The organism is Pseudomonas sp. Y5-11 (genome assembly GCF_022368695.1).
In the GTDB taxonomy this organism is placed as follows: domain Bacteria; phylum Pseudomonadota; class Gammaproteobacteria; order Pseudomonadales; family Pseudomonadaceae; genus Aquipseudomonas; species Aquipseudomonas parakoreensis.
The window spans coordinates 2267925-2280962 of sequence record NZ_CP058974.1; the positions used below are offsets into that span (position 1 = coordinate 2267925).

The following is a 13038-nucleotide window of genomic DNA, read 5'->3' on the forward strand; positions in this document are numbered from 1 at the left end:
GGCGAAAGGTTTAATCACGCCGCAATCCCCGTGTAGGAGCTGCCGCAGGCTGCGATCGGCAACATCAAAAGATCGCAGCCTGCGGCAGCTCCTACATTGGAGATTCGGGTTACTTGAGGTTACCGCTGAGGAACTGCTTCAGCCGTTCGCTCTTCGGGTTGCCCAGAACATCTTCCGGCGCGCCTTCTTCTTCCACCAGCCCTTGATGCAGGAACAACACCTGGCTGGAGACCTTCCGGGCGAAGCTCATTTCATGGGTCACCATGATCATCGTCCGGCCTTCCTCGGCCAGCCCCTGAATCACCCGCAACACCTCACCCACCAGCTCCGGGTCGAGTGCCGAGGTCGGTTCGTCGAACAACATCACCTCCGGCTCCATCGCCAGCGCCCGGGCAATCGCCACCCGCTGTTGCTGGCCGCCGGAGAGAAACGCCGGGTACTGATCGGCGACGCGCGCCGGCAGGCCAACCTTGTCCAGGTAACGCCGGGCGCGGTCTTCCGCTTCCTGTTTGCTGCAACCCAGCACCCGGCGCGGGGCCATGGTGATGTTTTCCAGCACGGTCATGTGGCTCCACAGGTTGAAGTGCTGGAACACCATCGCCAGTCGCGTGCGCAGGCGTTGCAGTTCATTCGGGTCGGCGACATGCATGCCGTGGCGGTCGGTGACCATGCGAATCGCCTGGCCGTCGAGGCTCATAGCGCCATCGTTGGGTTGTTCGAGGAAGTTGATGCAGCGCAAAAAGGTGCTTTTGCCCGAGCCGCTGGCGCCGATCAGGCTGATCACGTCGCCGGTCCTGGCCTTGAGCGAAACGCCTTTGAGTACCTGATGGTCGCCATAGCTTTTGTGCAGACCTTCAACCGTCAATTTGTACATGGGACAGACATCCTCAAGGCGAAAGTAGATAGCCGCTGCGATAGGCTTCGGCGCCGGCCACGTGGGCGATCACCATGCCGGCAGTGGCCATGCGCCGCAGCGAGCGGGCGTACATGACGCCGGCAGCGGTGCAATGAATGGGGGTGACCCGGTCGTGGATCGGGTCGATGATTTCGGCAATCTGTTGCCCGGCTTGCAGGTATTGCCCGGCCGTGGCGGTGTACACCAGCAAGCCGCCGACCGGCGTGGTCACCGGTTCGACGCCGGCCAGCGGCGTGGCGGGGAAGGGCAGGGGCGGCTGCGGCTTGGTCTCGCCGACGATCGCATCGAACTGGATCAGGTAATCGATCAAGGCCTGGCAGTCACGACTGGCCATCGGGTGATTGACGTCACCCTGGCCGCGCAACTCCACGGTCACCGAAAAACTGCCCAGCGGAATCTCGAAGTGCTCGCCAAAGCGTTCCTGCAGTTGCCACCATAGCAGGGTGAAGCATTCGTCGAACGACTGGCCGCCGGAATCGGTGGCCAGCAAGCTTGCCTGGGCTTCGATGTAACGCGCCAGCGGCTCGACCTGCGGCCACGCCTCGGGCGTGGTGTAGAGGTGAACCACCGATTCGAAATCGCAGTGCAGATCCAGCACCATGTCGGCATCACACGCCAGCCGTTGCAGGGTCAGGCGCTGGGATTGCAGCTGCGTGGCGGGTGTCTGGCGGGCGAGGGCGTTGCGCAGGCTGGCGCGGATCAGCTCAAGGTTGCGCTGCGGGTCGTCGCCCAGTTTACCCTCGATGTCGTTGCCGATTTCTTCGCTGAGGTCGACGAACCAGCGATTGAAATTCTGCCCGCTCTCCAGCTCGTAACGGCCCAGCGGCACGTCCATCAGCACTTGTTCGAGGCCGACCGGATTGGCCACCGGCACCAGCACGATCTGGCTGCGCAGGCGCCCGGCGGCTTCCAGCTCCGCCAGGCGCTGCTTGAGGTGCCAGGCCACGAGCATGCCGGGCATTTCGTCGGCATGCAGCGAGGACTGGATGTAGATCTTGCCTTGGGCCTGCTCCGGGCCGAAGTGGAAGCTGTGGATCTGGCGTGCGGTCCCCGGCACCGGGGCCAACAGGTCATGGATCTGGTGTCGCATTACAGGGTTTCCTAGTGGGTCGGCCCGAGGAAGGCCAGCCATCGGCGTTCGGCGAGACGGAACAGGCCGACCAGCGCAAAGGTAATGGTCAGGTAGATCAGCGCGGCGATGCCGAACGACTGGAAGGTCAGGTAGGTCGCCGAGTTGGCGTCCCGCGCCACTTTCAGGATGTCGGGGATGGTCGCGGTGAAGGCCACGGTGGTCGAGTGCAGCATCAGGATCACTTCGTTGCTGTAATACGGCAACGAACGGCGCAGCGCCGAGGGCATGATCACGTAGGCATACAGCTTCCAGCCGGTCAGGCCGTAGGCCTTGGCCGCTTCGACTTCACCGTGGTTCATGCTACGGATCGCCCCGGCGAAAATCTCCGTGGTGTAGGCGCAGGTGTTCAAGGCAAACGCGAGGATCGTGCAGTTCATCGCATCGCGAAAGAAACTGTCGAGCAACGGCTGCGCGCGCACGGCGGCCAGGCTGTAGATCCCGGTGTAGCAGATCAGCAACTGGATATAGAGCGGCGTGCCACGGAACAGGTAGGTGTAGAACTGCACCGGCCAGCGCACATAGAAGCGCGACGAGACCCGGGCAATCGACAGCGGGATCGATGCCAGGAACCCTATGAAGATCGAGGCGCTGAGCAACCACATCGTCATCGCCAGCCCGGTGATGTTGGTGCCGTCGGTATAAAGGAAGGGTTTCCAGTATTCCTGCAGGAGTTCGATCATCGTACGGCCTCCCGGGCACCGGCGGCGTAACGACGCTCAAGCCAGCGCAGGATAACGTTGGATGCACTGGTGATCAGCAGATAGATCAAGGCGGCGAGTACCAGGAAGTAGAACAGTTGATAGGTGCTTTTACCGGCGTCCTGCGCGGCTTTGACCAGATCCGCCAGACCGATGATCGACACCAGCGCAGTGGCCTTGAGCATTACCATCCAGTTGTTGCCAATGCCCGGCAAGGCAAAACGCATCATTTGCGGGAACACCACGAAGCGAAAGCGCTGGCCGCGTTTGAGGCCGTAGGCGGTGGCCGCTTCGACCTGACCGCGTGGTACGGCGAGAATCGCGCCACGGAAGGTTTCGGTGAAATACGCACCATAGATGAAGCCCAGCGTGATCACCCCGGCGGTAAAGGAGTCGATTTCGATGTAGTCCCACTCCATGACGTCGGTCAGGGCGGTCAGCCAGGTTTGCAGGCTGTAGAAAATCAGCAGCATCAGCACCAGATCCGGCACGCCGCGAATCAGCGTGGTGTAGAGCTGGGCAGGCAGGCGCAGCAGTTTGGATTTCGACAGTTTGGCACTGGCGCCCAATAGACCGAGCAACACGGCCACCAGCAGCGACAACGCCGACAATTTGATGGTCATCCAGGTGCCTTCCAACAGCAACGGGCCGAAGCCCTTGAGGCTGAAGGCGGAGAGCCCCAGATTTTGTAAGAGGTTTTCGAACATAAATCAGCAACCTGAGCGGATGGAAAAGGCGCCCATCGAGTGATGGGCGCCAGGGCATTATTTACCGCTGTACAGATTCAGATCGCCAAAGTGTTTCTTTTGAATCTCGGCGTATTTGCCGTCATCGTGTAACGCTTTGATACCTTTATCTAAAAGCGCCTTCAGCTCTTTGTTACCTTTCTTAATACCGACAGCGGTTTTGGCTGGCAGCAATTCGCTGTCGACCGGCTTGCTGACTTCGTAGTTGGCGCCATCCGGCGACTTCAAAAAGCCCAGTTCGGCTTGCAGCATGTCCTGGATCGAGGCGTCGAGGCGGCCGTTTTTCAGGTCGGCGTAGACCTGGTCCTGGTTGGCGTAAGCCTGGATTTTCACCCCGGCCTTCTCCAGTACGGCCTTGGCGTAGGCTTCCTGGATGGTGCCTTGCTCGTAACCGACGGATTTGCCCTTGAGGGAAGCGACGTCATCGCTCAGGCCGGAACCCTTCTTGAACACGTAGGAAGTCGGGCCGGAGAACAGTTCGCTGGAGAAATCGATCGCCTTTTCACGGGCCGGGGTCACCGTCATCGACGAGATCACACCGTCGAATTTGTTGGCGTTGAGGCCCGGAATCATGCCGTCGAAGTCGCTTTCAACCCATTTGCACTTGACCTTCAGCTCGGCGCAGATCGCGTTGCCCAGGTCGATGTCGAAGCCCACCAGGCTGCCGTCGGCCGCTTTCGACTCGAACGGTGCGTAGGAAGGATCAACGCCAAAACGCAGCTCTTTGTATTCCTTGGCCAGCGCGGAGCCGGCAGCCATGCACAACGCCAGTGCAGAAAGGGTCAGCAATGCATTTTTCATTATTCAATCCCTAAGAACCAATATGAGCGCTTGTGGCGCAGAATTATTGTTACTGGAACGCGTACGACCTATAGAAAGTAGCAATTTCCGAACCAGAGTCCCGAACAAGTGTTTTAAAAGGTTGGGGAGGGACGAGGGAGAGGGATTGGTGCACGGAACCGGGCGGCTGTTGAAGGCTGCACCAAGTTGGGTCGAGGCATGCATTTTTTTGTGGTTGAGAGGACCAGAGGTGAGGTGATTTTGTGGTGAGGGGATTTATCCCCGATGGGCTGCGAAGCGGCCCCCAGTGTTCTTTCAGCAAACCGCGCGTACCGGATTTGCGGCTGCTGCGCAGCCGATCGGGGATAAATCCCCTCACCACAAAATTCCCTCACCACAGGGAATTCATTCAGGATGATTGGAGGTTTGTCCCCGGAAACCGGGTCAGGCCAGCAAATCCTGCAACGTCGCCAGACTGTCGGCCTCATCCACCGTCTTGTCCTGCCGCCAGCGCAGCATGCGTGGAAAACGCACGGCAATGCCGCTCTTGTGCCGTCGCGACAGGGCGATGCCTTCGAAACCCAGTTCGAACACCAGACTCGGTTTGACGCTGCTGACCGGGCCGAATTTTTCCACGGTGGTCTTGCGCACGATGCTGTCGACCTGACGCATCTCCTCGTCGGTCAGCCCCGAATAGGCCTTGGCAAACGGCACCAGCGCCCGTTGGCTGGATTCGGGCGGTCCGTCCCACACGGCGAAGGTGTAATCGCTGTACAGACTGGCGCGCCGGCCATGGCCGCGCTGGGCGTAGATCAATACCGCATCGACGCTGAACGGGTCGACCTTCCACTTCCACCACACGCCCATGTCCTTGGTCCGGCCCACGCCATACAGGGCGTCGCGGGCCTTGAGCATCATGCCCTCGACCCCCAGTCGCCGTGAGGCTTCGCGTTGCCGGGCGAGGTCGAACCAGTCACTGCCAGTGAGCATCGGCGAGGCCAGTAACACCGGGTTGTTACCGTGGGCGATCACTTGTTCCAGTTGCGCACGCCGTTCGGCCTGCGGACGATTGCGCCAGTCTTCGCCCTGCCACTCCAGCAAGTCGTAGGCGAGCAGCACCACCGGCACTTCTTCGAGGATCTTCTTGTCGAGGGTTTTACGCCCGATCCGTTGCTGCAGCAGGGCGAAGGGTTGCACCGCCGGCGCAGCTGTCGATTGCGGGTCGAACGCGTCTTCGGTGCTGGGGTGGGTGCTTTTCCAGACCACGATTTCACCATCGATCACCGTGCCGTCGGGTAACGCGTGGATCAACGTATCGAATTCGGGAAAGCGTTCGGTCACCAGTTCTTCACCGCGCGACCAGACCCACAACCGCCCCTCACGTTTGACCACCTGCGCGCGGATTCCGTCCCACTTCCATTCCACCTGCCAGTTGCTCGCCGGGCCCAGCAAGGTTTCGAACTCTTCCACCGGTTGCGACAAGGCATGGGCGAGGAAAAACGGGTAGGGCTGGCCGCCGCGCTGAGCGTGTTCGTCGGCGGATTCCGGGGCGATCAGTTTCAGGTAGCTGGCCGCGTTCGGCCGGTTCGACAGGTCGGTGTAACCCACCAGACGCTGCGCCACACGTTTGCTGTCGAGGCCGGCCATCGATGCCAATGCGCGAGTGACCAACAGTTTCGACACGCCGACGCGAAAGCTGCCGGTGATCAATTTGATGCACAGCATCAGGCTCGGCCGGTCCAGTTGCGCCCACAGTGCGGGCAGTTGGCGGGCGAGATACTCCGGGGTTTCACCGCGCAGCGGCAGCAGCTTGTCTTCGATCCATTCGGCCAGGCCGGCCTCGGAGCTGTGCGAATTTTCCGGGAGCACCAGGGAAATGGTCTCCGCCAGATCGCCGACGGATTGATAACTTTCTTCGAACAGCCATGGCTGCAGCCCCGAAACCTCCACCGCCAGTTCGCGCAGGATGCGCACTGGCACCAGTTGTCGCGGGCGTCCGCCGGACAGAAAATATACCGCCCACGCCGCATCCTGCGGCGCCGCCTGGGCGAAGTAGGCTTGCATGGCGGCCAGCTTGGCGTTGCTGGACGTGGTGGCGTCGAGTTCGGCATACAACTCGGCGAAGGCTTTCATGCTTGCACCTCGGCGATGGCAGGTTCGGCGTCAATGTTTTCCTCTTCATCGTCGCCGTATTCGGTGTTGAAGCCTTGCGCATCCAGGCCTTGTTCACGCAGATGGCGCACCAGCACGCCGATCGAGCCGTGGGTGACCATCACCCGTTCGGCGCCGGTCTGTTCGATGGCCCAGAGCAGGCCCGGCCAGTCGGCGTGATCCGACAGCACAAAACCACGATCCACGCCGCGCCGCCGGCGGGTGCCGCGCAGGCGCATCCAGCCGCTGGCAAACGCATCGCTGAAATCACCGAACCGGCGCATCCAGGTGCTGCCACCGGCCGAGGGCGGGGCGATGACCAGCGCCTGACGCATGATCGGGTCGGATTTTTTGATGTCGCCGGCGTAGATCGTCGGCGGCAGGTACACGCCGGCCTCGCGGTAGACCCGGTTCAGCGGCTCGACGGCACCGTGACTGAGGATCGGACCGAGGCTGGCGTCGATGCCATGCAGGATCCGCTGAGCCTTGCCGAATGAATAACAGAACAGCACGCTGGCCTTGCCCGCCGCGATGTTTGCCTGCCACCACTGGTTGATCTCGCTGAACACCTGCGCCTGTGGCTGCCAGCGGTAGATCGGCAGGCCGAAGGTCGATTCGGTGATAAAGGTGTGGCAGCGCACCGGTTCGAACGGCGCGCAGGTGCCATCGGGTTCGATCTTGTAGTCGCCGGACGCGACCCAGACTTCACCGCCGTATTCCAGACGCACCTGGGCCGAACCGAGCACATGCCCGGCCGGATGGAAACTCAAGGTCACGCCGTGGTGGGTCAGCCGCTGGCCGTAGGCGAGGGTTTGCAGGTTGATGTCCTGACCCAGGCGCGCGCGCAAAATCCCTTCGCTGGCGCTGCTGGCAAGGTAGTGCTGATTGCCGTTACGGGCGTGATCGCCGTGGGCATGGGTGATCACCGAGCGCTCGACCGGGCGCCACGGATCAATATAGAAATCCCCGGCAGGGCAGTACAAACCTTCGGGGCGGGCGATAACAAGGTCCATGTCGTTACCAGAATGGAGGGCTTGTTAGCTATGAGGTGGGCGCGAGTCCGGAAGTTCTATCGGGTTTTTATGTGGGGCGAAAAGCAAGAGATCGCAGCCTTCGGCAGCTCCTGCAGGATGTTCACCATTCCCATGTAGGAGCTGCCGAAGGCTGCGATCTTTTGATCTTGCTCTAGCGTTTATTTGCCCGGGGTGAGGGTCAAACGCGTCTTGCCATACACCCGGTCAAAGTTCTGCGGCTGCATCGGCAAACCGATGTACTGACCCTTGAGCCACGCATCAATGCCATTGAGGTAATTCGGGCTGGCCGGGTTGCCGGACTGGCCGGTACCGTTCTGCCCCATCAAGGGTTCGGTCTGGCTGAAGTCGACAATGAAACGCATCGATGGCGCCCGCGTGGTGTTGAAGTCCTGACCCCAGGCAAAAGCCGAGGTGTTGAGCGTGGTGTGATCGCCACCGGCTGCCAGCGGGCCGCGAACGGTCTGGCCGTTGGCGTTTTTCCACGTATAGCTGTGCAGTTTGCCCCACTGCCAGGCCTTGTGATCGCCACCCAACTGACTGTCGCCGGCGTTGATCGCGGCCGCCAGACTGCGCGCCAGAATCTGCGCCTTGTCTTCTTTCTGCGGGGTGTGGATGTCATCCCAGAACGGGCTGTCTTCGCGACCGAGCAGGTGATCGGCCTGCGCCGCGTAGGACAAGTCGCCATTGGCAACAAAGGCTTTCCACGCCGGGCTCGACTCGGGGCCGAGCTCATCGAGGAAGATCTGCTTCATGCTCGCCTGCAGGAACAGCTCATAGATCGCCGCATCCGCCGAGGTCGGGCTGAGTTTGCCGTCGAACGCCATCAAGCGGCTGAAGGCCTCGCGCGCCTTGCTGCGATCGGCTTCCGGCAGGGCGTCGATCGCCTGTTTCAGCGGCTGCTTCATGCCCGGCGCTTCAAACATTTTCTTCAGCTTGGCGGCGAAGGTGGTGGTCTGGTCGTACTGCATGGCGATCACGCTGCGACCGTCCTGTTTGCCGCTGTTGGCCAGTTCCGCCAGACGTTCGCCGCGCTCCGGCGCCGCCCACGAGTTGGACAACTGCATGCCGTAGCCGTGAGGAATCACCCGCTGGTTGGCCGTGCCGAGCCAGCCCTGGGTCGGGTCCTGATCGTAGGGGTGAAGCATCGGGTCGGCGTAACCGTCCCAGTCGTAGCGGCCTTCCCAGCCCGGCGATGGCAGCAGGCCTTCGCCTTCGCGACGGTTGGGGAAACGCCCGGTGACTTGCCAGCCAATATTGCTGGCGTCGGCGAACACCATGTTCAGGGCGATGGCGCGGATTTCGCGACTGGCGTCCGAAGCGCGTTCAACGTTCTGCGCGCGGGTCAGGTCGAAAAAAGCGTCCAGCGATTTGTCGTCGGTGAAGTTCGGGGTTTGCAGGGCCAGGCCAAAACCGTTGCCCTGTGCCGCCGCCTGGGCACTGTTGAGCAGTGCACCGTGACGGGTTTCGTACACCGCTTCGCGAATCGGCCGCTGGCCTTTGACGAAATAGGTTTCGTTGCGCACGCCCAGCGGCTGCCATTTGCCGTTGACCTCGTAGGTCAGGCTGCTGCCCTGACGGCGGATTTTTTCCAGGAACAGGTCCTGGTTGTCGCCGAGCACGCTGGTGGCGCTCCACGCCACTTTGCCGTTGAAACCGCCGAGCACCATCGGCAAGCCGGCGACGGTGACGCCGGCAGCCTGATATTTCGGCGCGCGGATCTGCACGAAGGTCCACAGCGACGGCGCGGCCAATGGCCCATGACTGTCGCTGGCAAGAATGCTCTTGCCGCTGCGGCTGCGTTGCGGGGCGATGGCCCAGTTGTTCGAGGTGCTGGCGCCCAGCAGATTCACCGCCGCCAATTGTTGGCTGGCGTTGCTCAGTTCGCTCAGGCCAGGGATCTGTCCGTTGAGTTTGAGGCCTTGCAGCTTGTCGGCCTCGGCCAGCGGCAGGTTTTCATCCGGTGCAGACGGGGTCAGCCAGGCGAGTTTGTCGCTGGTCACGGTTTGCGCCAGCACCAGCGAGGAAATTTCCTCCGGCAGGTTGGCTGACTGGCTGAAGTTCAGCAGCGCGAACAGCAGCGCCGAGTCTTCCGGCTTCCAGTATTCCGGCTTGTAGCCGCTGGATGCGAGGTCGCCCGGCAATTTGTCGGCGTAACGGAACAGGTAGGCGTTGACGCCCCGCGCATAGACTTCGAAGAAACGCTTGAGGCGGGGCGACGAGGCCTTGTACAGCTCGTCGGCGCTTTTCTTCAGGTTGACCGCGCGCATGTAGCGGTCAGCGTCGAGCATTGAGGCGCCGGACATTTCCGCCAGACGCCCTTGGGCCAGCAGGCGCAGGGTCACCATCTGGTTGATGCGGTCGCTGGCATGCACGTAACCGAGGGTGAACAGTGCGTCGTGGAAGCTGTTGCTTTCGATCAACGGCATGCCCATCGCATTGCGACGCACCGAAACGTTCTGCGCCAGCCCCTTGAGCGCTTGTACGCCGGAGGTAGGCGGGAGGGTGTCCTGCGCGTTCCAGGTCTGGCAACCGGACAGGCTCAAGACACCGGTCACTGCTGCGGCAACGCCGAACCGGGGAAGAAAATGTGTAAGGGCTGGCGAGGCCATGGCAAAGCTCCTGCGGGGGTGTAGAGGCTGGGGGCGCAATAAAGCCGCTACGTTAGTGAGCGGGCGGTGGCCGCGCAAGCGGGCGCGGGGGTTATTTGTGTAATTCTGTCGAATGGAGAAGATCGCAGCCTGCGGCAGCTCCTGCATTGGATTGAGTACACCCTGTAGGAGCTGCCGCAGGCTGCGATCTTTTGATCTTGGAGGGTTGGTCTTATGCACTTGCCTGATACCTGGAGGTGATGTTGAAGTGCGGGAAATTCACTGATCCGCATGAGAAAAAACGCCATGGAGCTCAAGGCCAACGCGGCACTGATCATCATCGACCAGCAACAAGGCATTCTGCAGCCGCGCCTGGGCCGACGGAATAATCCGCAGGCCGAAGAACGCATGCTTGATTTGCTGAGGGCATGGCGCAGCAGCGGGCGGCCGGTGATACATGTGCAGCATCTGTCCCGTGAAGCGGATTCGGTGTTCTGGCCCGGGCAGTCCGGGGTGGAATTTCAGCAGCGATTCATGCCGCGGGACGGCGAATGGCTGATCCAGAAACAGGTGCCGGACGCCTTTTGCGCCACGGGATTGGAGGCACGGTTGCGTGAGGCGGGGATCGGGCAATTGATCATTGTCGGTGTGGCGACCCACAACTCGGTGGAATCCACAGCGCGTACGGCGGGCAATCTGGGATTTGACGCCTGGGTGGCGGAGGACGCGTGTTTTACCTTCGACAAGGCCGATTATTTCGGTACGCCGCGTTCAGCCGAAGAGGTGCACGGGATGTCGCTGGGGAATTTGCACGGGGAGTATGCGACGGTGATCAGTGCGAAGCAGATCCTGGCCGTCGCCTGAGAAACCTGTGGGAGCTGGCGTGCCAGCGATAGCGGAGTGTCAGGCTACATCAATGCTGGATGTGCCGGCCTCATCGCTGGCAAGCCAGCTCCCACAGTGATTGCATTCCAGCTGGAGGAATGCGCTCGAATGTGGGAGTGAGCCTGCTCGCGATGGCGATGGTTCAGGCGAAGAGCGACTTCGCCCAAGGCATCAAGCGCCGTGGCACTTCTTGAATTTCTTGCCGTTGCCGCAAGGGCAAGGGTCGTTGCGCCCGACGTCTTTCAGGGCGTTGCGCACCGGTTCCTGGTGAGCGTGGCCGCAGTTCGGGCCGTGGACATGGCCATGGTCGTGATCGTGATGATGGTCATGATCGTGGTTGCAGTCAGGGCCATGGACATGAGGTTGCTGAGTCATCGGTTGTGCTCCGGAATTAAATCGGCGGGGATTATCACGCCATTGCGCTCCAGGTGCACGTAGTGGGCGATGAATAAACCGGTTTCCATCTCGCCTTGCAGTCGGTAAGGCACCTGCTGGTGCGGACTTTTCAGCATTTTCACCACCTCCTTGACCCGTGGCCACAGGTTGGTGCGGATCGGTATCCGATAGAACGCGCTGCTTTTCGGCCCCACGGTGATCCAGTGTTCATGCTCGCCTTCGGCCAACAACATATCCGCCAGATGAATGCGGTATTCCATGCCGCGCACGGTCAGGTCGCTGTCGTTGGGATTGTCGATGCGAAAATGCAGGATGAATTTCTGTTCGAGCAATTTGGCCCGCACCACCTCGACTTTCACGAGGTGGACGGCGGGATCGACGCTGTCGTCGCTGAACCATGAGGCGCAACCGCCGAGGTTCAGGATCAGCAGCAGGGGAAGAATGTTGAGTGTGCGCCATAGTCCGAGCATGAGTTAACTCCCTTTGCTGGCAGTCTAGACGCTAAAAGATCGCAGCCTGCGGCAGCGCCTACATGAGTCGCGTCCTCTGTAGGAACTGCCGCAGGCTGCGATCTTTTGATCTTATGCGCCGAAATACCCTGCGCAGCACTTCTTGAACTTCTGCCCGCTGGCACATGGACACGCGTCATTGCGCCCCAGCTTCAACTGCACGGTCGGGTCGATGAAGTACCAGCGCCCGGCGTTCTGCACGAATGAAGAGCGCTCACGGTGGCTGTGTTCGCCCTGGCTGTCGTGCCAGCGCGCGGTGAAGGTGACGAAGGCGTGCTCGGGCTGGCCGCCGAACACTTCCGAGCTTTCGACCTCAAGGCCGAGCCAGGTGCTTTGCGCGCTCCAGGCACTGATCGACTGGCGATCCAGACCGGCCTGCTGGGCGGGCAGGGTAGTGGCCACCAGGTAATCGATCAGCCCCAAAACGTAGGCGCTGTAGCGCGACCGCATCAGCGCTTCGGCGCACGGCGCCGGGTGGCCTTCGTGGTAGGGACCGCAGCAGGCCAGTAGCAGGTTGCCGCTGCCGCATGGGCAAATGGCTGTACTCATTGCATTACCACCAGTATTTGCCGAAGTTTTCCGGATTGGCCCAGAACCGCGAGTTGAGCCAGTCGGGGACTTGCTTGTAGTCAAGCAGATCGTAAGTGAACAGGGTCAGTACCTGCTCGTCACGCTGAAAGCGCTCACTGGCTTGCAGCGCCAGCGAGTAGAAATCGGTTTCCTGCCAGCCGCTGGCTGGCAGATCCGCCAGCACCGCAATGCGACTGGCATTGAGGTTGCGAATCCCGCCCAGCAGGTTCAGGCCGTCACGCTTGGGCAAGTGCTCCAGGCAATCGACCACCAGCGCCAGGTCGAAGCGCCGCGCCGCGAGTTCGGCGGGCAACGCACCGGGTTCGGCGTGGGCCACGCAGCAATCCGGGTGCGCCTGTTTAAAAGCGGCGAGCGCCGGAAATTCGCTGGCGCCGATCAGCAGCAAACGCGCCGGGGCATAGCGATCCAGTAAAGCAGCCAGCGCCTGTTGCGGCGTGCGCGAAGAAATGGCGACGTTCATCGAAGCTCCTCAATCAGATCGCCAAGACTAGCGCGCCAGACGGATCCGGCCTAGACCCCGATTTGTCGCGCGTGGCAAAAGTGCCGAATCCCTGTGAACACGGTCCCAAATGCCAGTGGCCTATTGCTGGCGGAGATTAAAACTCCGGTCTT

At 61.4% G+C, this 13038-nt stretch carries 13 protein-coding genes; 1 reads left to right on the top strand and 12 read right to left on the bottom strand.

The window, feature by feature from the left end; genetic code table 11:
• Positions 1-109: 109 nt before the first annotated feature.
• From HXW87_RS10075 to HXW87_RS10110, 8 genes are all read right to left on the bottom strand, one after another.
• On the bottom strand, positions 110-874 hold the full coding sequence (locus HXW87_RS10075) for an ATP-binding cassette domain-containing protein (RefSeq protein ID WP_047292052.1): 765 nt from the start codon (positions 872-874) through the stop codon (positions 110-112).
• A gap of 13 nt (positions 875-887) precedes the next feature.
• On the bottom strand, positions 888-2006 hold the full coding sequence (locus tag HXW87_RS10080; RefSeq protein WP_182403996.1) for a succinylglutamate desuccinylase/aspartoacylase family protein: 1119 nt from the start codon (positions 2004-2006) through the stop codon (positions 888-890).
• Positions 2007-2017: 11 nt separating this feature from the next.
• A complete protein-coding gene (locus tag HXW87_RS10085) occupies positions 2018-2728 on the bottom strand; it encodes an ABC transporter permease (RefSeq protein WP_047292057.1) in 711 nt (236 codons plus the stop codon).
• On the bottom strand, positions 2725-3453 hold the full coding sequence (locus tag HXW87_RS10090) for an ABC transporter permease (protein WP_003222319.1): 729 nt from the start codon (positions 3451-3453) through the stop codon (positions 2725-2727). The genes HXW87_RS10085 and HXW87_RS10090 overlap by 4 nt, the downstream gene beginning before the upstream one ends.
• A 57-nt stretch (positions 3454-3510) precedes the next feature.
• Positions 3511-4293, bottom strand: a complete 783-nt coding sequence (locus HXW87_RS10095) for a transporter substrate-binding domain-containing protein (protein WP_239778846.1) — start codon at positions 4291-4293, stop codon at positions 3511-3513.
• Positions 4294-4716: 423 nt separating this feature from the next.
• Positions 4717-6405, bottom strand: coding sequence for an ATP-dependent DNA ligase (locus HXW87_RS10100; RefSeq protein ID WP_239778847.1), 1689 nt, complete (start codon positions 6403-6405; stop codon positions 4717-4719).
• Positions 6402-7436: a ligase-associated DNA damage response exonuclease gene (locus HXW87_RS10105; protein WP_047601187.1), complete on the bottom strand. Its 1035-nt coding sequence runs from the start codon at positions 7434-7436 to the stop codon at positions 6402-6404. Before HXW87_RS10105 ends, HXW87_RS10100 begins: the two co-directional genes overlap by 4 nt.
• A 179-nt stretch (positions 7437-7615) precedes the next feature.
• Positions 7616-10066, bottom strand: a complete 2451-nt coding sequence (locus tag HXW87_RS10110) for a penicillin acylase family protein (RefSeq protein WP_239778848.1) — start codon at positions 10064-10066, stop codon at positions 7616-7618.
• Between the two features lie 285 nt (positions 10067-10351).
• Between HXW87_RS10110 and HXW87_RS10115 the strand changes: the two genes are divergently transcribed.
• Positions 10352-10909 carry a cysteine hydrolase family protein gene (locus HXW87_RS10115; protein ID WP_239779148.1) on the top strand — a complete coding sequence of 186 codons (558 nt, stop codon included), beginning with the start codon at positions 10352-10354 and terminating at the stop codon, positions 10907-10909.
• Between the two features lie 192 nt (positions 10910-11101).
• On the opposite strand, the gene HXW87_RS10120 is transcribed toward HXW87_RS10115, so the two are convergent.
• The 4 genes from HXW87_RS10120 to HXW87_RS10135 form a co-directional block, all read right to left on the bottom strand.
• The gene (locus HXW87_RS10120; RefSeq protein ID WP_003198420.1) at positions 11102-11305 is read right to left on the bottom strand and encodes an SEC-C metal-binding domain-containing protein; all 204 of its coding nucleotides are present in this window, start codon (positions 11303-11305) and stop codon (positions 11102-11104) included.
• The gene (locus HXW87_RS10125; RefSeq protein ID WP_047292071.1) at positions 11302-11796 is read right to left on the bottom strand and encodes an LEA type 2 family protein; all 495 of its coding nucleotides are present in this window, start codon (positions 11794-11796) and stop codon (positions 11302-11304) included. The genes HXW87_RS10120 and HXW87_RS10125 overlap by 4 nt, the downstream gene beginning before the upstream one ends.
• A gap of 111 nt (positions 11797-11907) precedes the next feature.
• Complete coding sequence (locus HXW87_RS10130) at positions 11908-12384, bottom strand: YchJ family protein (RefSeq protein WP_041070623.1); 477 nt, start codon at positions 12382-12384, stop codon at positions 11908-11910.
• A gap of 4 nt (positions 12385-12388) precedes the next feature.
• Positions 12389-12886 (bottom strand): DUF6231 family protein, encoded by a 498-nt coding sequence (locus HXW87_RS10135; protein ID WP_041070621.1) that lies wholly within the window; start codon positions 12884-12886, stop codon positions 12389-12391.
• Between the last annotated feature and the right edge of the window lie 152 nt (positions 12887-13038).

Excerpts from the sequence above, each read along its gene's own strand:
- HXW87_RS10105 (WP_047601187.1), bottom strand. The coding sequence starts at position 7,436 with ATGGACCTTGTTATCGCCCGCCCCGAAGGTTTGTACTGCCCTGCCGGG.
- HXW87_RS10135 (WP_041070621.1), bottom strand. The coding sequence starts at position 12,886 with ATGAACGTCGCCATTTCTTCGCGCACGCCGCAACAGGCGCTGGCTGCT.
- HXW87_RS10100 (WP_239778847.1), bottom strand. The coding sequence starts at position 6,405 with ATGAAAGCCTTCGCCGAGTTGTATGCCGAACTCGACGCCACCACGTCC.
- HXW87_RS10115 (WP_239779148.1), top strand. The coding sequence starts at position 10,352 with ATGGAGCTCAAGGCCAACGCGGCACTGATCATCATCGACCAGCAACAA.
- HXW87_RS10075 (WP_047292052.1), bottom strand. The coding sequence starts at position 874 with ATGTACAAATTGACGGTTGAAGGTCTGCACAAAAGCTATGGCGACCAT.
- HXW87_RS10080 (WP_182403996.1), bottom strand. The coding sequence starts at position 2,006 with ATGCGACACCAGATCCATGACCTGTTGGCCCCGGTGCCGGGGACCGCA.
- HXW87_RS10095 (WP_239778846.1), bottom strand. The coding sequence starts at position 4,293 with ATGAAAAATGCATTGCTGACCCTTTCTGCACTGGCGTTGTGCATGGCT.
- HXW87_RS10085 (WP_047292057.1), bottom strand. The coding sequence starts at position 2,728 with ATGATCGAACTCCTGCAGGAATACTGGAAACCCTTCCTTTATACCGAC.
- HXW87_RS10090 (WP_003222319.1), bottom strand. The coding sequence starts at position 3,453 with ATGTTCGAAAACCTCTTACAAAATCTGGGGCTCTCCGCCTTCAGCCTC.
- HXW87_RS10110 (WP_239778848.1), bottom strand. The coding sequence starts at position 10,066 with ATGGCCTCGCCAGCCCTTACACATTTTCTTCCCCGGTTCGGCGTTGCC.
- HXW87_RS10130 (WP_041070623.1), bottom strand. The coding sequence starts at position 12,384 with ATGAGTACAGCCATTTGCCCATGCGGCAGCGGCAACCTGCTACTGGCC.
- HXW87_RS10125 (WP_047292071.1), bottom strand. The coding sequence starts at position 11,796 with ATGCTCGGACTATGGCGCACACTCAACATTCTTCCCCTGCTGCTGATC.
- HXW87_RS10120 (WP_003198420.1), bottom strand. The coding sequence starts at position 11,305 with ATGACTCAGCAACCTCATGTCCATGGCCCTGACTGCAACCACGATCAT.